The organism is Silvimonas sp. JCM 19000, assembly GCF_054652575.1.
Genome location: NZ_BAAIHC010000002.1, coordinates 303,356 through 322,863, shown reverse-complemented (window position 1 = coordinate 322,863; position 19,508 = coordinate 303,356). Strand labels below are relative to the sequence as shown.

The 19,508-nt window shown below is 60.5% G+C and carries 14 protein-coding genes; 10 read left to right on the top strand and 4 right to left on the bottom strand.

All coding sequences use genetic code 11. The features are described 5' to 3' along the window. Positions 1 to 707 precede the first annotated feature (707 nt). Entirely contained in the window at positions 708 to 1,337 is a 630-nt protein-coding gene (locus ACYQ1A_RS03805) for an MlaC/ttg2D family ABC transporter substrate-binding protein (RefSeq protein ID WP_499360341.1), read from the top strand. Positions 1,338 to 1,389: 52 nt separating this feature from the next. Here the strand turns inward: ACYQ1A_RS03805 and ypfJ are convergent, their stop codons facing one another. Then, positions 1,390 to 2,277 carry a KPN_02809 family neutral zinc metallopeptidase gene (gene ypfJ / locus ACYQ1A_RS03800; RefSeq protein WP_499360339.1) on the bottom strand — a complete coding sequence of 296 codons (888 nt, stop codon included), beginning with the start codon at positions 2,275 to 2,277 and terminating at the stop codon, positions 1,390 to 1,392. A 197-nt stretch (positions 2,278 to 2,474) separates the two neighbouring features. Here ypfJ and ACYQ1A_RS03795 point away from each other — a divergent pair, with 197 nt between their 5' ends. Beyond that, positions 2,475 to 3,350: an SDR family oxidoreductase gene (locus ACYQ1A_RS03795; RefSeq protein ID WP_499360337.1), complete on the top strand. Its 876-nt coding sequence runs from the start codon at positions 2,475 to 2,477 to the stop codon at positions 3,348 to 3,350. Between the two features lie 44 nt (positions 3,351 to 3,394). Here ACYQ1A_RS03795 and ACYQ1A_RS03790 read toward each other — a convergent pair whose 3' ends face one another. Beyond that, positions 3,395 to 4,429, bottom strand: a complete 1,035-nt coding sequence (locus tag ACYQ1A_RS03790; protein ID WP_499360336.1) for a helix-turn-helix transcriptional regulator — start codon at positions 4,427 to 4,429, stop codon at positions 3,395 to 3,397. Positions 4,430 to 4,767: 338 nt separating this feature from the next. Between ACYQ1A_RS03790 and ACYQ1A_RS03785 the strand changes: the two genes are divergently transcribed. After that, entirely contained in the window at positions 4,768 to 6,810 is a 2,043-nt protein-coding gene (locus ACYQ1A_RS03785; protein WP_499360334.1) for a glycoside hydrolase family 3 protein, read from the top strand. Positions 6,811 to 6,923: 113 nt separating this feature from the next. Further along, the gene (locus ACYQ1A_RS03780) at positions 6,924 to 7,838 is read left to right on the top strand and encodes a hypothetical protein (RefSeq protein ID WP_062224016.1); all 915 of its coding nucleotides are present in this window, start codon (positions 6,924 to 6,926) and stop codon (positions 7,836 to 7,838) included. A 132-nt stretch (positions 7,839 to 7,970) separates the two neighbouring features. Here ACYQ1A_RS03780 and ACYQ1A_RS03775 read toward each other — a convergent pair whose 3' ends face one another. Further along, the gene (locus ACYQ1A_RS03775; protein ID WP_053939474.1) at positions 7,971 to 8,174 is read right to left on the bottom strand and encodes a cold-shock protein; all 204 of its coding nucleotides are present in this window, start codon (positions 8,172 to 8,174) and stop codon (positions 7,971 to 7,973) included. 283 nt (positions 8,175 to 8,457) lie between these two features. On the opposite strand from ACYQ1A_RS03775, the gene ACYQ1A_RS03770 reads away from it, so the two are divergent. Next, positions 8,458 to 9,939, top strand: coding sequence for a carboxypeptidase M32 (locus ACYQ1A_RS03770; protein WP_499360329.1), 1,482 nt, complete (start codon positions 8,458 to 8,460; stop codon positions 9,937 to 9,939). Between the two features lie 457 nt (positions 9,940 to 10,396). Further along, positions 10,397 to 10,708 (top strand): STAS domain-containing protein, encoded by a 312-nt coding sequence (locus ACYQ1A_RS03765; RefSeq protein WP_161805158.1) that lies wholly within the window; start codon positions 10,397 to 10,399, stop codon positions 10,706 to 10,708. 382 nt (positions 10,709 to 11,090) lie between these two features. Here ACYQ1A_RS03765 and ACYQ1A_RS03760 read toward each other — a convergent pair whose 3' ends face one another. Next, positions 11,091 to 12,083 (bottom strand): LysR family transcriptional regulator, encoded by a 993-nt coding sequence (locus ACYQ1A_RS03760; RefSeq protein ID WP_499360325.1) that lies wholly within the window; start codon positions 12,081 to 12,083, stop codon positions 11,091 to 11,093. A 286-nt stretch (positions 12,084 to 12,369) separates the two neighbouring features. Here ACYQ1A_RS03760 and ACYQ1A_RS03755 point away from each other — a divergent pair, with 286 nt between their 5' ends. From ACYQ1A_RS03755 to ACYQ1A_RS03740, 4 genes are all read left to right on the top strand, one after another. Continuing rightward, complete coding sequence (locus ACYQ1A_RS03755; RefSeq protein WP_499360323.1) at positions 12,370 to 13,380, top strand: zinc-dependent alcohol dehydrogenase family protein; 1,011 nt, start codon at positions 12,370 to 12,372, stop codon at positions 13,378 to 13,380. Between the two features lie 103 nt (positions 13,381 to 13,483). After that, positions 13,484 to 14,677 carry an efflux RND transporter periplasmic adaptor subunit gene (locus ACYQ1A_RS03750; RefSeq protein ID WP_499360321.1) on the top strand — a complete coding sequence of 398 codons (1,194 nt, stop codon included), beginning with the start codon at positions 13,484 to 13,486 and terminating at the stop codon, positions 14,675 to 14,677. 192 nt (positions 14,678 to 14,869) lie between these two features. Further along, on the top strand, positions 14,870 to 18,061 hold the full coding sequence (locus ACYQ1A_RS03745; RefSeq protein WP_499360319.1) for an efflux RND transporter permease subunit: 3,192 nt from the start codon (positions 14,870 to 14,872) through the stop codon (positions 18,059 to 18,061). Continuing rightward, positions 18,061 to 19,485, top strand: coding sequence for an efflux transporter outer membrane subunit (locus ACYQ1A_RS03740; protein ID WP_499360317.1), 1,425 nt, complete (start codon positions 18,061 to 18,063; stop codon positions 19,483 to 19,485). Before ACYQ1A_RS03745 ends, ACYQ1A_RS03740 begins: the two co-directional genes overlap by 1 nt. Positions 19,486 to 19,508 lie beyond the last annotated feature (23 nt).

The window sequence follows — 19,508 nt, the reverse complement described above, 5'->3', positions numbered from 1 at the left end:
CTATGCGATCTATGCCTGCGCGCCAGCGCATCCATACGGTGGGTCTAGACCCACCACTCAAAGTGACGCGTCAAGATCGCAGCGCCTTGCGCTGGCTTTGGGTGGTGGGTCTAGACCCACCCTATGCGATGTATGCCTGCGTGCCGGCGCGTCCATACGGTGGGTCATGACCCACCACTCAAAGTGGCGCGTCAAGATCGCTGCGCCTTGTGATGGCTTTGGGTGGTGGGTCTAGACCCACCCTATGCGATGCATGCCTGCGTGCCAGCGCATCCATACGGTGGGTCATGACCCACCACTCAAAGTGGCGCGTCAAGATCGCTGCGCCTTGCGATGGCTTTGGGTGGTGGGTCCAGACCCACCCTATGCGATGTATGCCTGCGTGCAGCGCATCCATACGGTGGGTCATGACCCACCACTCAAAGTGGCGCGTCAAGATCGCAGCGCCGTGTGATGGCTTTGGGTGGTGGGTCTAGACCCACCCTATGCGATGTATGCCTGCGCACAGCGCATACCCATACGGTGGGTCTAGACCCACCCGCCAAAGTGGCGCGTCAAGATCGCTGCGCCTTGCGCCGGCTGTGGCCGCCCTCTCATTTATGCGTGGGCCATTACGCCCGGTAACACGCGGTCACGCATCAGTCATGCTTTTGCGGCACTCTAGCAGTCATAGCGATATATCTGATCGCCACACAAGGACCGCCGTCATGACCCGCATTACCCGCTGGATTGCTGTGACCGTTTTTGCCGCGCTACTGCCTACCGCAGCGATGGCAGCCACGTCGGCTGATGCCCTGGCTGCCGCCAGCCCGGAAGCTATCGTCCGTGGCGTGAGCAAGGATGTCCTCGAGATCATCAGCGCCAATGACAAAGACACCGCGCGCCAGCATCAACTGGCCGATGCCCGTCTGACGCCGCTGGCTGACTTTACTCGCATGACTGCGCTGGCGGTCGGCCGCTACTGGCGCACGGCCACGCCGGAACAACAAGCCGCGCTGACCACGCAATTCCGCACCATGCTGGTCCGCACCTGGGTGGCGGTGCTCAGCAATCACAAAAACGCCCAGGTCGATGTTAAAGGGGCGCGGCCGGGCGATACGCCGGACGAGCAATCGGTACATAGCGTGGTCAACCAGGCCGGGCAAGATCCGATCGCGCTGGATCTGATGTTTGAGCAAACCGCCGCGGGCTGGAAGGTGTACGACATTTCGGTGGAGGGCATCAGCTTTATCAACAGCCACCGCAACCAGTTTGGCACCGTCATCCGCAGCGATGGCATAGATGGTCTGATCAAGCAACTGAGCGCCAGCAACGCCAAGGCCGTCGCCGCGCGCTGATCAGGTGGCCTTAACAGCAATGAAGGGCTGACCGCAGCAGGTCAGCCCTTTTTTATTGCGCGGGTTTACGCACAAATGTGTTGCAGGCGTCCACGCTGCCACTATCCAGCCCCACCTGAAACCAGTGCTGCCGTTGTGCCGACGTGCCGTGTGTAAACGCATCCGGCGTCACATTACGCCCGGCGTTCTTTTGCAGCGTGTCGTCGCCGATGGCATTGGCCGCCACCAGCGCCTGCTGCATTTCGGCCGCATTGATCAGGTGGCGTTGCGCCGCCGAGTGGCCCCACACGCCAGCAAAACAATCCGCCTGCAATTCCAGCCGCACTGACAAGGCATTGCGGCCGCTGCTGTTCAGCTGCTGCATGCGGCGGTTGACCTTGTCGGAGATGCCCAGCAGGTTCTGCACGTGATGGCCGACCTCATGCGCAATCACATAGGCCTGGGCAAATTCGCCCGGCGCGCCAAAGCGTTGCTTCAATTCATCAAAGAAGCCGAGGTCGAGATAGACCTTCTGATCGGCCGGGCAATAGAACGGGCCGACTTCAGAGCCGGTAAAACCGCAGCCGGAACTGACGCCACCGCGAAACAACACCAGCCGGGGCGGCTGATAGCTGCGGCCGGAGGCCTGGAAGATCTGTTGCCAGGTGTCTTCGGTATCACCCAGCACGCGCTTGACCTTGCCCACGGTCTGGTCGTTATCACTGCTGCCGGCCGCGGGGGTGCGAGTGGCGGGCGCGTGTTGTTGGGTCGGTGCGCCGTGCTGCAAGCTGGAAACCAGCGCCAGCATTTCCATCGGGCTTTTGCCAAACAGCAATCCCACCACTACCACCGCCGCAATACCGCCCAGCCCCAGGCGCAAACCCCCGCCGCCGAAGCCGCCGCCACCGCTGCTGCGTTCGTCGTCCACGTTTTTGCTTTCCCGCATTTCATCCCAACGCATGGCGGCAATCCGATCTGTTCTCAAGGAGACCGAATCATAGACAGCCGCCGCCGTTGCCGAAAGGGGTGCCGCGCCCGGCGACAGCCTGTCCGCCGCCAGTCTCACGCCCATGTGCGGCAGCCGCTTATAAACACAGCCGCGATTTTTGCGCAGCATAAGACCCATCTGTTGTTCCGTTCCACCACGAGGACCCCATCATGCCCCTGCGCAACCCGCTCGATCTCTACCCCAAGCCGCCTTTTCCCCAACAGCCGCAAACCGCGCCCGGTCTGGCGCGCGAAATGATCCCCAAGCCGGATCACGGTGAAACCAGCTACGTCGGGCATGGCCGGCTGGCCGGACGCAAGGCGCTGGTAACAGGCGCGGATTCGGGCATCGGGCGGGCGGCGGCGATTGCCTATGCGCGTGAAGGCGCCGATGTGGTGCTCAACTATCTGCCCGAAGAAGAGCCGGACGCGCAAGAAGTGGTCAAGCTGATCGAAGCCGAGGGCCGCAAAGCCATCTGCATTCCCGGCGATCTGCAAAGCGAAGCCTTCTGCAAAGAACTGGTGGGCAAAGCGCATGTCGCGCTGGGCGGGCTGGATATCGTGACCAATGTGGCGGGCAAGCAGGTGTCGGTGGAGGACATCGCCGACATCAGCACCGAGCAATTCGACGCCACGCTCAAGACCAATGTCTACGCGCTGTTCTGGATTTGCCAGGCGGCGGTGCCCCTGCTCCCGCCCGGCTCCACCATCATCACCACCACGTCGATCCAGGCCACCAAACCGTCGGAAAGCCTGCTTGATTACGCCACCACCAAGGCGGCCATCCTGGCGTTTACCAAGGCGCTGGCCAAACAGGTAATCAGCAAAGGCATTCGGGTGAATGGCGTGGCGCCAGGGCCGATCTGGACGGTGTTGCAACCCAGCGGCGGCCAGTCGCAAGAGAAGGTCGAGCACTTTGGCGAGCAATCCGTGTTCAAACGGCCGGGCCAACCGGTGGAGCTGGCGCCGCTTTACGTGCTGCTGGCCTCGGAAGAGTCCAGCTATGTAACCGGTGAGATTTACGGCATTACCGGCGGCACTGGCTAAGCACTGCCGCAAACGGTCCAGGGTGGTTTACGCCACCCCGGTCCTTAGCCCAGCGCACGCTGGCGAAAAGCCAGCGGCGCCAGTTCATGCTGGCTTTTAAAGAAGCGGGTAAATGCGCTTTGCGAAGAGAAGCCCAGTTGCTCGCTGATCTGCCCCAGGCTCCAGCGGGTCTGGCTGAGCAGCCGCCGTGCTTCGCTCACTTTGACGCGCGTTTCCAGCTCGCTGAAATGCACGCCTTCTTGCTGCAATTGCCGATGCAGCGTCCAGCGCGACGTTTCCAGTCGCTCACAGATTTGCGCCAGCAGCGAGGCTTTGGCCGCATCGTTGCCATCGGCGTGCAGCAATTCAACGATTACGCTTTCGACCTGGGCCGAAAACAAATGCAGGCGCTGGATGCGCGCGAGTTCTTGTTGTGCCTGTTCCAGCAAAAACGGCGCCAGCGCGGCGTTGTATTGCGCGGCGGGAACATCAAGCTGGGCACTGGAGAAAGTCATGCGGTTGAGTGGCGCTTCAAAGCGCACCGGCGCGCCAAAGCATTCCGCCAGATCCGACGCCACCAGCGGCGGCCCGACCAGTTCCACCCGAAAAACCGTGCGCGTACCGCTGTCATAACCGCGTATCAATTGCGCCAGCACCAGAAAGTTGGCCAAGGCCTGAAACCCGGTATTGGGTGCGAATTCTGCAATGTATTCAAAACTGCTTTGCCCCGGCTGCGGCCGGAACAAGACGAAATCAAACTCCCCGATCAGCGGACGGAATTCCAGAAACGCCGCAATGGCTTCGCGCACCGTACGCGCGTTCAGACACAGGCTGCCCAGTACCGGAAAATCCGGAAACAGCCCCATGCTTTGCGCCTGTTGCAAATCCAGCCGGGGGCGCAGCTCGGCCATCAGATCGGTCATGCGGCGATGGCGCGCAGCGTCGATGCGGCCTTTGGGATCTTGCAGATCGGGCGCGCTGATGCCGGTGCGGTTGGCAAACGCTTGCGGGCCTATGCCCTGCTGCTCGGCGGCGTGCATGGCGTACATCGCAATACGGTTGGACACCGTGCGGGCGTGGTGACCGAAACGGGTCGGCATGCTGCCTCCTGGCGTGCGTTGACTATGTAATCAATATTGTCTCGCCATCGTGCCAGCCATGGGCGGCGCTGCCATCAGGTAAAGCCTCTAGGATACTGTCTTACGCAGAAAGAATTGAGAATCGCGCCAGGCCGCATCCAGCAAGGGTTTGCGCTGTTTCAAGCGCCAGCCGTAACGGCACCGTCTGTTGCGGCGCAGCATCGACGCTGCACCCGAAAGTTAAAAACATGTTGTCGCTGGTAAAGCACTACAAATCGCCCTGAGTACAGTGAGACACGGCTCGACATGAGCCGGACAAAACCAAAAATCGCATCCCTCACGTATCAAGGAAAGCACCGATGACGACGACTGCCTCTCACCCTACACCGCACGCCCAGCGTGCCTTGCGCGCGTCTGCCGGCGCCGTAACCATCACCGCGCTGGCGCTGAGTCTGGCCGCCTGCGGCAGCGGCAATGACGACGAGAACTCCAGCAACACCACGCAGCTGGACCTGGGTTATACCTCGCTCAACTTGCTGACCGTCGAAGGCCTCAAGTTCAAGGATCTGAACAAGGACGGCAAGCTGGAACCGTACGAAGACTGGCGGCTGAGCGCTGACGCGCGCGCGACCGATCTGGTCACACGTCTGACGCTGGCGGAAAAAGCCGGCCTGATGATGCACGGCACCGCGCCCGTGCTGAACGACACCACCGGCGTCGGCACCGGCACTTCATACGATCTGACCACGCTGGGTACGCAGATCAATGACAAGGCCATCTTCACCTATATCACCCGCATGAGCGGCGACGCCACCACCATGGCGGAGCAATACAACAAGATCCAGACGCTGGCCGAGGCATCGCGTCTGGGGATACCGGTATCGATCTCCACCGATCCGCGCAACCATTTCCAGTACACCGTGGGCGCCAGCGCCAGCGGCAGTGGTTTCTCGCAATGGCCAGAGACACTGGGCTTTGCCGCGCTGAATGACGCGACTTTGACGCGTAAATTCGGTGATATTGCGCGCCAGGAATATCTGGCGGTGGGCATTACCCAGGCCTTGTCACCGCAGGCCGATCTGGCCACCGAGCCGCGCTGGGCCCGTATCAATGGCACCTTTGGCGAAGACGCCGATGTCGCCAAGGCGCAGGTTCAGGCCTATATCGAAGGCTTTCAGGGCGGCAGCAGCGGCCTGACCAACAAGAGCGTGCTGGCAGTGGTCAAACACTGGGTGGGCTACGGCGCGCAGAAGGATGGCTTTGATAGCCATAACTACTACGGTCGTTATGCCACTTATCCCGGCAACAACTTTGCCTATCACCTCAAGCCGTTTGAAGGCGCGTTTGCCGCCAATGCGGCGTCGATCATGCCAACCTATTCCGAACCCGATGCCTCGGTGACCGTCGATGGCATCACGCTGGAGCAAGTCGGCGCGGGCTTCGACAAAGCCCTGCTGACGGATTTGTTACGCGGCAAATATGCCTTTAAAGGTGTGGTGTTATCGGACTGGGGCATCATGTCGGATTGCGATAGCAACTGCCTGAACGGCTGGCCGGGGACGCCAGGCTTTGCCGGCTTCGGCACGCCGTGGGGCATGGAAACCGCGACCAAGCTGCAGCGTTACGTCAAATCGGTGAACGCCGGTATGGATCAGTTCGGCGGTGCAGAAGAACCGGAATATCTGGTGCAGGCCGTCAACCAGGGCCTGCTGACTGAAGCGCGGCTGAATGATTCAGTGCATCGCATTCTGCTGCAGAAATTCCAGCAAGGCCTGTTCGATCATCCGTATGTAGATTCGGCTGCGGCCAAGACCGTGGTAGGCAACGCTGACTTCCAGGCCGTCGCACTGGATACGCAACGCAAAGCCATGGTGCTGCTGCAAAACAGCGGCAACCTGCTGCCGATGAGCGCAACCGGCAAAAAGGTGTGGCTGTATAACATCGACGCGACGGTCGCCGCCAAATATGGCTACACCGTGGTCGCCACACCGCAAGAGGCCGACGTGGCCATCGTCCGGGTCAGCACGCCGTACGAGACTTTGCATCCGCACTACATCTTTGGTTCTATGCAGCACGAAGGCAGTCTGGCGTTTGCCGATGGCCAGGCCGATTACGAAGCCATCAAGCAAGCCGCGCTGGCGCCCAAATCGGTGGTGGCCGTGTATATGGACCGCCCGGCCATCCTGACCAATGTGGTGGACAAGGTGACGTCGATTGTCGCCAACTTCGGCGCCAACGACACCGCACTGTTTGATGTGCTGACCGGTGTGGGCAAGCCGCAAGGCAAACTGCCGTTTGAGTTGCCGTCGTCCATGGCCGAAGTCGAAGCCCAGCTCGAAGACGTGCCGCACGACACCGCCAACCCGCTGTTCGCATACGGTTTTGGCTTGACTTATCAATAAGCAACCCCTGGTCGCAGCCAGCGCCGCGTAGAGCGGGTGGCGCGCTGCGCTGGCTTGCTGGCATCAACGAGGCCCGGTATAAATCGGGCCTCTTTTTTATATTCGATGCCGCCATGAAGCCGACGCGTTTGCTTGCCCTGTGCGCCTTTGCGCTATTCAGCTTTAGCACCGCCGCCACGGCCGCGCCCGATGCCGCCACCGTCAAACTGGCGCAACGCTATGTGGCGGTCCGCAGCGACACCTTCAAGGCGCGCCCGGACGCGTACCAACTGTATCAACTGACCCGTCGCAATATCGCAGCCGACGTTGCGGTGTATCTCAAGCAGAAACACCCCGAAATCAAAGCCGGTAGCGCGCAATGGCAAAACGCCAGCAGCAGACTCGGGCGCGATGAAGTCAATTATCTGGGCGAGAAACTCGAGCAAACAAACAGCAACGGCCGTAACGCGCGCTACCAGGCACAACTAGCCGCCGCCCTTGCCCAGGAACTGAGCGCCGCGCAACTGAATGACTTGTTGGCGCACTACCAGTCGGCGCTGGGCAAAACCCAGCAAGAACTGCAAACCCGCATGAGCGGCGAAGTGTTCAAAACGGCGTTTGAGCTGGATCAACGCATGGCATCGGGCGAGTTGGTCGAACTCTCCAGCATCACCAGCCACGAAAAACCGGACCAGCAACTGCTGAACACACAGCTGCTGGATTACTGGGCCATGACCAAGGCCGCCGACGAAAGCTGGCAACAGACCGCAGATCTATCGACGGTGCTTCTGCTGATCTACTCCAGCCGCGCCATCCTTGCCCACGACGCGCTGGCGGCGCAGTGGCAAAGCGTGCCCGCTTCAGAGCGCCAACAAATCCAGACGTGGCAACAAACCCCGCTGGCCCAAGCCGAGCGTATCGCCATCTATCGCGCCGCCAAAGCGTGCGCAGCCCAACTGGATTTGAAGAATCTGGCGGACCAACTGACCGGCAGCATCAGCGATGCCGATCTGGACACGCGCTGGGCCAAGTTGCTACCGGCACGCTAAAGCACAGTGGGCCTCGACCCGCCTTATGCGTATGCAAGAGCAAGCGCGGGCATGACGGCCAGTGGCCAGACTCGTGTTATTTGAGGACGAAAAAAAAGCCCGCTACGCGGGCTTTTCGTCTGGCTAACCGAATTAGTTAGCCTGGATGTTCGAGGCTTGCTTGCCTTTCTGGCCTGTGGTGATCTCGAAGCTCACGCGTTGGCCTTCTTTCAAGGTCTTGAAACCGTTGCCTTGAATCGCGGAGAAGTGTGCGAACAGGTCGTCGCCGCCTTCATCGGGAGTGATAAAGCCAAAGCCTTTGGCGTCGTTGAACCACTTAACTGTACCGGTTGCCATTTCTAACTGATCCTGAAAATAGAGATTTGGGCATCTGCCCGCGTATAGCATAGCCGAAGATTTACTCTTTTTGTCAGCCCCTTTTGCAGAAATGTGGCGTCTCCAATACAAATCGACGCAAAAAACTTGATGCTGGCCCGGCGCAACCGCCGAATTGCTGCAAAACCATCCGCCATTCGGCCGGTTTCGAACCATACAAAGCCGTCGCAATACGCAGGGGCTGAGCGGCCGCCAGCTTGGCGGTATACTGCGCGCCTTCCTGTCGCCTACCCGATCTGCCGCCATGACGCCTGCCTACACCCAGCTGCACCATACCTTTACCCGCCTGTCGCGATTTGATCACCTGGCCGCCATTGCCAGTTGGGATAGCGCCGCCATGATGTCGCCGCAAAGCAGCCAGGCCCGTTCTGAGGCCATGGCGGAGCTGGATTTATTGCGTCATCAAATCTTGACCGATGCGCGCGTGAGCGAATGGTTTACTGCGGCGCGCCAGGAAAATCTGGACGAGCTCGAGCGCGCCAATCTGCATGAAATGCACAGCGCCTGGCACAAGACGGTGGTGTTGCCGGATTGGCTGGTCGAGGCCAAGACGCTGGCCGGCGCCCGTTGCGAGCACGCCTGGCGTACGCAGCGGCCCGCCAACGACTGGCACGGCTTTGCCGACAATCTGCGTGAGGTGGTCAAGCTGGCGCGGCAAGAGGCGCAAATCCGCGCCGAGGCCGCAGGAACGTCGCGCTATGACGCGATGCTTGATCTGTACGAGCCGGGTTTGCGTGCGGCCGACCTGGATCGCATTTTTGGCGATCTCAAAACCTGGTTGCCCGGACTGCTGCAACAAGTGGTGGCCAGGCAGGCCCAAAGCACCCCGCTCGCCTTGCAAGGCCCCTTCCCGACCGAGCGGCAACGCGCGCTGGGCGTGCAGGTCATGCAATTGTTGGGCTTTAATTTTGAGCAAGGGCGGGTCGATGTCAGCGCGCATCCGTTCTGTGGCGGTGTGCCGCAAGACGTGCGCATCACCACGCGTTACAAAGACGACGATTTTCTGCCCGCTTTGCTCGGCATCATTCATGAGACCGGCCATGCGCGTTACGAACAGAACCGCCCGGCCGAATGGCTCAGCCAGCCGATGGGGCGCGCCCGTTCTATGGGCGTACATGAATCGCAGAGTTTATTGTTCGAGATGCAGCTGGCGCGCAGTCCCGCCTTCCTGCGCGTGTTGCATCCCCTGATGATCGCGCAGTTTGGCGAACAGCCTGCCCTGGCGCTGGATAACTTCATTGCGCTGAATCAGCGGGTCCAGCCGGGCCATATTCGCGTTGATGCGGATGAAGTCAGTTATCCGCTGCACGTCATCCTGCGTTATGAGATCGAGCGTGCGCTGGTGGAAGGTGAGATTGAAGTGGACGATATCCCGACGCTGTGGGCCGAGAAGATGCAGCAATATCTGGGCATCGATACGCGCGGCGATAATCGCAACGGCTGCATGCAGGACATCCACTGGACGGATGGCTCATTTGGCTATTTCCCCACCTACACCCTGGGCGCGATGTATGCGGCGCAATTGTTCCACGCAGCACGCCAGGCCGTGCCGGGGCTGGAAGCGGCCATTGCAGCGGGCAATCTGCAAACGCTGTCGGCGTGGCTCAAAGACAATGTGTGGCAACACGGCAGTCGTTTCTCCACAGCGGAACTGATTACCCGTGCCACCGGTGGAACGCTCAACCCCAGCTTCTTTCGCAAGCATCTGGAAGCGCGTTATCTATAAGCAGCGGCTGCTGTTGCGCCGGCCTAGGCAGTTACCGACGAACTGCCGGGCCCGCGTCACCAGGAGTTGACCGAGGGGGCTTGACAATGGAGAAATCGGCCGTTTTAAACGCTTTTTTGTTGTAATTAACCGTCAACGTTGCGGCCAAAAAAGTTGTAGTCCAACTACGACTACATTTTTCTGGTTTTCTGACGCGACTTTGATGTAGCGCAAATTACATCGACTCCAATATGTTAAGGCCGCAGAAACACTGCGCTTTTACGCTTGGCCGCCAGCCTGGATTGGGTAAATGTAGTTGACTGATATTGCGCAGCGGCAAGTAGCAGCACTTACCCGGTTACGGGTAATTTTAAAAAATCAACGGTAATTTTTCCTATTTAATTCCGTGAGTTGCGTCTGTTGGTAAAATACACGCCATTGAGATACGTGTACCCCAAACATCACAAGGACAGCAGCTTTGGAAACAGCATTGACCCTGAACGGCGATATCGCCCGTCTGACGCTTTCCCGCCATTTCACGTCTGACGCCCTGCAAGATTTCAACCGCAAAGCGCTTGAAGCGCTGGCTCATCCGGATCTGAACGAGCTGCATGTCGATTTTGAAAACGTGCAGTACATGGACACCGCTGCTGTGGCACAACTGAAGCGCCTGAACGTCCGCGCCAAGGGTCGTCCGGTGTCGCTGCTGGGTTGCACGCCGCAAGTGCAAGCCGTACTCAATGCAGCCAAATGCAACAGCCTGTTCGAAATCTGCGCCATCGCCCCTTAAGCGGTCGCAGCGTTCGAATAAAAAAGCCCGGTTCACCGGGCTTTTTTGCGTCTGGACCGCATAGGGTGGGTCTAGACCCACCCATCAAAGCCGATCAGAAGAACTCGTCGATAGCGGGTCTCATCCATGGCTTTGAGGGGTGGGTCTGGACCCACCCTATGCGCGATGCAAGATCAAACTGCTAGACCCACCCATCAAAGCCAATAAGAAGAACTCGTCGATAGCGGGTCTCATCCATGGCTTTGAGTGGTGGGTCTGGAACCACCCTATGCGTGTTGCAAGATCAAACTACTGGACCCACCCATCAAAGCCAACAGAAGAACTCGTCGATAGCGGGTCTCATCCATGGCTTGGAACGGTGGGTCTAGACCCACCCTATGCGTCAAACTGCAAATACCACCGCGTCTGGCTGCGCCGCATTTACGGCCTGCCCCACTTCCAGCGGCGTGGCCAGCGAGCACTCGCCGCCGCTGCCGCTGCACAAGCGCGTGCACAGGTCGATGATGGTTTCGCGCAACCACACGTGGCCGGGATCGCGGTCGTAGCGGGTGTGCCAGACCATGTGCGACTGGAAGATCGGCATCTCGAACGGCACCGGCACCGCATGGATTTCGGCACGGCGTGGATGCGTGCGCACCACGCTTTCCGGCACCACGCTGATCAGGTTGGATGAGGCCAGCAAGTCCACCACGCCGTAAAACGAATTCACCGTCATCGCCACGCGCCGGCGCAGATTGCGTTGCAGCAGCAACTCATCCACCACCCCTACCGGATCACCCGATAGCGACACCAGCAAATGGTCCGCCATCAGATAGCTATCCAGCGTTAACGGGCGCGCGGCCAGCGGATGGTTGCGCCGCATGGCACAGACAAACGAAATATCAAACATCCACTTTGATTTGATCTCTTCACCCAGCGGCGACTTCATGCCGACGGCCAGGTCGATCTCGTTATCCGCCAGTTGTTCGCGGATCGCCATCACCTTGGGCGGCACCGCCAGGATATCGACGCCGGGCGCCCGGGCGTCCAGCAGATTGCGTAGCGGCGGCCACAAGGGATAGGTAATGAAATCGGTGGTAGCCAGCCGGAAACGCCGCGCCGTGGTGGCGGGATCAAACGGTGCCGGATTGACGGTTTCGCGGATGGTGGCCAGCGGCAGGCCAATATCGCGCCAGATGGCGCTGGCCTTGGGCGTGGGGCGGATGCCGCGGCCTTCTTTGATAAACAGCGGGTCTTTCCACACCAGGCGCATACGCGCGACGGCATTGCTGACTGCCGATTGCGTCATTGCCAGCTGCTGTGCCGCCTTGGTCACCGAGCCTTCGGTCATGATGGTGTCGAAGATCGACAGCAGATTCAGGTCTACGTCACGCATGCTGGCACGCCCCTCAGATTAATCACGCCAAATGATAGTCTTTGCGACCAGCATCACGCAAATCAGCAAAACCGCATAAACACTAGGGTTTTAGCGCAAGGCAGCTTTTACAATTATTTTTTGCGCAGCGCAGCAATAGGCGGCCATGCGCCAGGCCGCGCCGTTGCTGGCGCGCAGCCTTTACATCATTTTTGATGATGACATCTACATAAAACGTCAATTAGACGCTCCGTCGAGCGCGCCCCATGCTTGCCGCCATCAACCAACCGATGAGCCCCGGCCAGCCATGCGCGCCTTTGTTCTCGATCCTTTGTTAAGCGGTAGCGCCGCACTGCGACTGCAAACCAGCCGTCCCACGCCGCCTTTGGGGCCGCGTGATGTGCTGGTGCGCGTGCGCGCCGCTTCGCTGAATCATCGCGATCTGGAAGTCGCCGATCGCAGCCGGGTGTATCCGGGCAAGCACGCCATCGTGCCGTTGTCAGATGCGGCGGGCGAGATTGTCGAGCTGGGGCGTGAGGTGCGGCAGTTGCATCTGGGCCAGCGTGTGGTCAACACGTTTTATCCGGACTGGACCGGCCAGCACGCCACCGCCGATAACACGCGCCGTACCTTTGGCAGCGATAGCGACGGCGTGCTGAGCGAATTCGCCGTCTTCTGCGAAAACGCTTTGCTGCCGTTGCCGGAGCAACTGAGTTTTGAAGAAGCCGCCACGCTGCCGTGCGCCGGTGTCGCCGCCTGGCATGCCTTGATGGAAAACACGCCGCTGCGCCCGGGCGATCACGTCGCGATACTCGGTACCGGTGGGGTGGCGATGATGGCGCTGCAACTGGCCAAAGCGGTGGGCGCGCGCGTGGCGGTGCTGGCACAGAGCGATGATCAGCTTTGTTACGCCTACCACACCGGCGCCGACCATACGCTCAACGCGCAACGTACGCCGCAATGGGATGCCGCCTTGCGCGACTGGACCCACGGTCGTGGCGTTGACCATGTGCTCGATCTGAGTGGCGAAACGCTGGCGCAATCGATCAAGGCGGCGCGCGTGGGCGGTCAGGTCAGCCTGGTTGGCGTGCGCGGCAAGGTGGCCGATTTTGATCCGTCCGATCTGCTGGCGCGGCAGATCCACCTGCACGGCATCAGCGTGGGCAGCCGCGCCATGTTTCAGTCTTTGCTGAGCGCACTCAGCGCCAACCGGATCAAGCCGGTGATCGAACAGGTTTATCCATTTGATCGCACGCCCGACGCCTATAACGCGCTGCGGCGCGGGCGTCACGTCGGAAAACTGGTGGTGGCCTTGTAACGCCACCCCGCTCGCCCTAGCGCCTTTCTTTAAAAAAACCGCGCAGCCTTCCGACCCCGGAGCCTGCGCAATAAAAGCCAACGCATTGCCAAGGAGTAACACCATGCATAGCCGCATCAAAACTGCCGCCGCATTGTTTGTGCTGGCACCACTGGCCGCCGCCGTATTGTCGGCGTGCCAGGACAGCCGCGCCAACGAGCAACCGCCCGCCCCGCCCCCACCGGCGGTCAGCGTGTCTTCGGTTATCCATAAATCGCTGAATGACTGGGATGAATTCACCGGCCGCCTCGAAGCGCCGCAAACCGTGGAAATCCGTCCGCGTGTGAGCGGTTATGTGGAGTCGGTTAATTTCCGCGAAGGCGCTTTGGTCAAGAAAGGCGATCTGCTGTTCCAGATTGATCCGCGCCCGTTCCAGGCCGAGGTCGACCGTCTGACCGCCGAATACCAGTCGGCCAAAGCGCATATGGCGCAAGCCCGATCGGATGCCGAACGCGCCGTGCGGCTCAAGTCGCAGGACGCGATCAGCACCGAAGACTTTGACACGCGCAACACCGCCTTGCTGGCGGCGCAGGCGCAAGTCGATGGCACGGCGGCCGCACTCACCGCGGCCAGGCTGAACCTGGACTACACCCACGTCACCGCCCCCATCAGCGGCCGCGTCAGCAATGCGCTGATTACGCCGGGCAATCTGGTCAGCAGCAGTTCGGCCGGGGCCAGCTTGCTGACCACGGTGGTATCCACCGACAAGGTCTACGCCTATTTCGACGCCGATGAGCAGACCTTCCTCAAGTATCAGCAGCAGGCCCGTGTGCATAAGGGTGAAGCGGCGGATGGCAAATATCCGATCTTCCTCGGCCTGGCCGATGAGACGGGCTATCCGCATCAGGGCGCGGTGGACTTTCTGGATAATCAGGTGAACCCGCGTACCGGCACCATCCGCGCACGCGCCGTGTTTGATAACAAGAATGGCGAGTTCACGCCGGGCTTGTTTGTGCGGCTCAAGCTGATCGGCGAAGGCCAGCGCGACGGCTTGTTGATCAACGACCGCGCGGTCGGCTCGGACCTCGGCAAGAAATACGTGCTGGTGCTGGGCAAGGACAACAAGGTGGAGTACCGCACCGTCACCCTCGGCAGCGATGTCGACGATCTGCGTCTGGTGCGCAGCGGCCTTAAGGCCGGTGATGTGATTGTGGTGAACGGCTTGCAGAAGATCCGCCCCGGCATGGCCGTCAGCCCCACCACCGTGCCGATGAGCGCGCCGAGCGAACTCGACAAACAGTTCCCGGCGGGCGGCTGACGCATAGGGTGGGTCACGACCCACCAAGCAAAGCCAAAGGCTCGTGCCACGGCTGTTCGCGTGCAGCGCCTTGTTGCGCGGCTTTGAGTGGTGGGTCACGACCCACCCTATGCATCACGTCATGCCGAATGCAGCGGCACAGAAAACGTACTTTGAACGGTGGGTCTTGACCCACCCTATGGGACACATTCCATGAATTTCTCTCAATACTTCATCCAGCGGCCGATCTTTGCGGCGGTGCTGTCGATGATCATCTTTATCGCCGGGGCATTGGCGTTAAAGATATTACCGATCAGCGAGTACCCCGAAGTCGTGCCGCCCACCGTGGTGGTGCATGCCAGCTATCCTGGCGCCAACCCGCAGACGATAGCGGAAACCGTGGCATCTCCGCTGGAGCAACGCATCAATGGCGTTGAGGGCATGCTGTATCAGTCCTCGCAAGCAACGTCCGATGGCGCGATGACGCTGACCGTCACCTTTGCCCTGGGCACCGACGTCGACAAGGCGCAAGTGCAAGTGCAGAACCGCGTGGCGCAAGCCTTGCCGCAATTGCCGGAAGACGTGCAGCGCCTGGGCGTAACCACCGAAAAGAGCTCGCCCGATCTGACCATGGTCGTGCATTTGACCTCGCCGAATAACCGTTACGACATGCTGTATCTGTCCAACTACGCCAACCTGCAGGTCAAGGATGCGCTGGCCCGGATCGACGGCGTGGGCGACGTCAAACTGTTTGGCGCGGGCGATTATTCAATGCGCCTGTGGCTGGACCCGGAAAAAATCTCCAGCCGCAATCTGACTGCATCCGATGTGGTCAAGGCGGTGCGTGAGCAGAACATCCAGGTGGCAGCCGGGTCGCTGGGCACTTCGCCCACGTCCAACAACGCCAATTACCAGCTCAACGTCAACACGCAAGGCCGTCTGGTCACCGAGCAGGAGTTTGGCAACATCATTATCCGCAGCGGTGCTGATGGCGAAATCGTGCGCTTGCGCGACGTGGCCCGCATCGAACTGGGCGCCAGCAATTACGCGCTGCGTTCCTTGCTGGATAACAAACCGGCGGTGGCCATCCCCATCTTTGCCCGCCCCGGCTCCAACGCGCTCGATATCTCCAAGAACGTGCGCGCCACCATGGCCAGCCTGAAGAAGGATTTTCCGCAGGGCGTGGATTATTCCATCGTGTATGACCCCACCGTGTTCGTGAAGAGCTCGATCGAAGCCGTGGTGCATACGCTGTTTGAAGCCGTGTTGCTGGTAGTGCTGGTGGTCATTCTGTTCCTGCAGACCTGGCGCGCTTCCATCATCCCGTTGGTGGCGGTGCCGGTATCGCTGGTGGGCACGTTTGCGCTGATGCATGTGTTTGGCTTTTCGCTCAATGCGCTGTCGCTGTTCGGTCTGGTGCTGGCGATCGGCATTGTGGTCGACGACGCCATCGTGGTGGTCGAAAACGTCGAGCGCAATATCGAGCTGGGCTTAAGCCCGATGGATGCCACGCGCCGTGCCATGCGTGAAGTAACCGGTCCTATCGTGGCCACCGCGCTGGTGCTGTGCGCCGTGTTTATCCCGACCGCGTTTATCTCGGGTCTGACCGGCCAGTTCTATCGCCAGTTTGCCCTGACGATTGCCATCTCGACCGTGATTTCGGCCTTCAACTCGCTGACCCTGTCGCCTGCACTGGCTGCCGTTTTGCTCAAAGGCCACGATGCGCCCAAAGATGCGCTGACACGCTGGATGGACAAGGCACTGGGCTGGTTCTTCCGCCCGTTCAACCGCTTTTTTGTGCGGACCTCGCACGGCTATGTGGGTGGCGTGCAAAGCATACTGCGCCGCTCGGCCATCGCCATGCTGGTGTACGGCGGTTTGCTCGGCCTGACCGTGCTGGGTTTCAACAGCGTGCCCAGTGGCTTTGTGCCGCAACAAGACAAGCAATATCTGGTGTCGTTTGCGCAATTGCCTGGTGCCGCCACGCTGGACCGCACTGAAAGCGTGATCAAGGCAATGAGCGCCATCGCACTCAAGGAACCGGGCGTGGAAAGCGCCGTGGCCTTCCCGGGGCTGTCGATCAATGGCTTTACCAACAGTCCGTCGGCCGGGATCTTGTTTGTCACGCTCAAACCGTTTGACGAGCGCAAATCAGCCGATCTGTCCGCCGGTGCCATCGCGGGCAAGCTCAACGCCAAATACGCCGGACTGCAGGATGCCTTTGTCGCCATCTTCCCGCCGCCGCCGGTACAAGGCCTGGGCACCATCGGTGGCTTCCGCATGCAGATCGAAGATCGTGGCGGGCTGGGTTTTAACGAGATGTATGCGCAAGTGCAGAACCTGATCGCCAAAGGCAGCAAGACGCCGGAACTGGCGGGCATGTTTAGCGGCTACGAAGTGAATGTGCCGCAGATCGACGCGCATATTGATCGCGACAAAGCCAAGACCCACGGCGTGGCACTGACCGACGCGTTTGACACCATGCAGATCTACCTGGGCTCGCTGTACGTCAATGACTTCAACCGCTTTGGCCGTACCTATCAAGTGAATGCCCAAGCCGACCAGTCGTTCCGGCTGCGTCCCGATGACATTGCGCGCCTCAAGACCCGCAACGCCAACGGCGACATGGTGCCACTGGGTGCGTTCATGAATGTGCGTGAAACCAGTGGTCCGGATCGAGTCCAGCATTACAACGGCTATGTCACTGCCGAAATCAACGGCGGGGCTGCGCCCGGCTTCAGTTCTGGCCAGGCCCAGGCCGCGATGGAAAAACTGGCACGCACCGAGCTACCCAATGGCATGACGTTTGAGTGGACCGAGCTGACCTATCAGCAAATCCTGGCCGGTAATACCGCCGTGCTGGTGTTCCCGCTGTGCGTGCTGCTGGTGTTCCTGGTGCTGGCCGCGCTGTACGAAAGCTGGACCATGCCGCTGGCGGTCATCCTGATTGTGCCTATGGGTTTGTTGTCGGCCATTACCGGGCTGTGGCTCACGCATGGCGATAACAATGTGTTTACGCAAATCGGCTTGATTGTGCTGGTGGGGCTGGCGTGCAAGAACGCGATTCTGATCGTGGAATTCGCCCGCGAAAAAGAAGAACTGGAAGGCATGGACCCGGTGGCGGCGGTACTGGAAGCGTGTCGCCTGCGCTTGCGCCCGATCTTGATGACGTCGATGGCGTTCATCATGGGCGTGGTGCCGCTGGTGACTTCGACCGGTGCCGGTTCGGAAATGCGTCGCGCCATGGGCACGGCCGTGTTCTCCGGCATGCTGGGCGTGACCTTCTTTGGCCTGCTGTTGACGCCGGTGTTCTATGTGTTGCTGCGCAAGCTGGTACATGCCGATCGCAAGCCGCACGTTGCACACACCCCGGCCGCCCCATTGCCGCAACTGGAGGGCAAATAATGGACATCGTTAAAACCTTTACGCTGCCGACCATCAAGCTGCTTAGCGCCTTGATGCTCAGCGGCGGGCTGGCCGCCTGCGCGGTCGGGCCGCAATACCAGACCCCGGCCCAAGCCGATATCCACCTGCAAAACGCGGTGACGGCGGACTTTGCCGCCACCCGCGTCGAGCAGCAATGGTGGGCGCAACTGGATGACCCGGCGTTAAGCAAACTGATCGATCAGGGCCTGAACGCCAACCATGATTTGCGCATCGCCCTGGCGCGGGTGAATGCAGCGCGCGCGCAATTCAATATCACTGAAATCGACCGCTGGCCCACGGTAACGCTGGGGGCACAGGCCACGCGCCAGATGGCGCAACAGCCCGGCATTACCACCGACCGCGTGCTGACCAATTCGTGGACCGCCGGCTTTGATGCGGGCTGGGAATTGGATTTGTGGGGCCGTCTGGCCAATCTGGAAACCGCCGCCAAAGCGCGCGCCGATGCCGCCGTATACGGGCTGGACCAGGCTCGCGTGTCGGTGGTGGCGGAAATCGGACGTAACTACTATCTGATGCGCGGCGCGCAGCAACGCTATGCCGTGGCCGAGCGTAACCTGAAGAACCTGCAATCCACGCTCGATATCACCCAGGCCCGCGTCGATGGTGGTCAGGGCACGCAATTGGATGTGGCGCGCGCCAAGGCCAACCTGGCCAATGTGCAAGCCACGTTGCCGCCGCTGGAAACCGCCATCAAGCTGGCGCAATACCGCCTGGCGGTATTGACCGGCGCGATGCCAGGCAGTCTGGATGCGCAACTGGTGCCGGCAACATTGGCGCCGATCTCGCGCCCTATCCCGATTGGTGACGCGGCTGATCTGATCAAGCGGCGCCCGGATATCGCGGCGGCCGAGCGCAATCTGGTGGCGTCGAATGCTGATATCGGCGCGGCGATGGCGGATCGGTTCCCGCGCGTGTCGTTGGGGGGCTTTTTCGGCTTTATCGCCAGCCGTGGCGGTGATCTGGGCCAGGCCAGCAGCAAGGCCTGGAGCATTACCCCGTCGGTGGATTGGCCTGCCTTCCGCCTCGGCGCGGTCAATGCCCAGGTGCGCGCCAACCAGGCCAGCAACGACGCCAACGTCGCCCGTTACGAGCAGACCGTGTTGCAGGCAGTTGAGGAAACCGAAGGCGCGTTGTTGAGCTATAACCGCACCCAGCAACGCTTGTCGCGGCTGGTGGAATCGGCGCAGCAAAGCAAACGCGCCGCCGACATCGCCCGCGTGCAATACAAGGAAGGCGCGGTGGATTTCCTGACGCTGCTGGATGCGGAGCGCACGCAATTGTCGGCCGAGGATGCCATGGCGCAGGCGGAATCCGATTCCTATGTGGAACTGGTTGCGGTGTACAAGGCACTGGGTGGCGGCTGGAACGTCCAGGCTGGCTAAGTCATAGGGTGGGTCGCGACCCA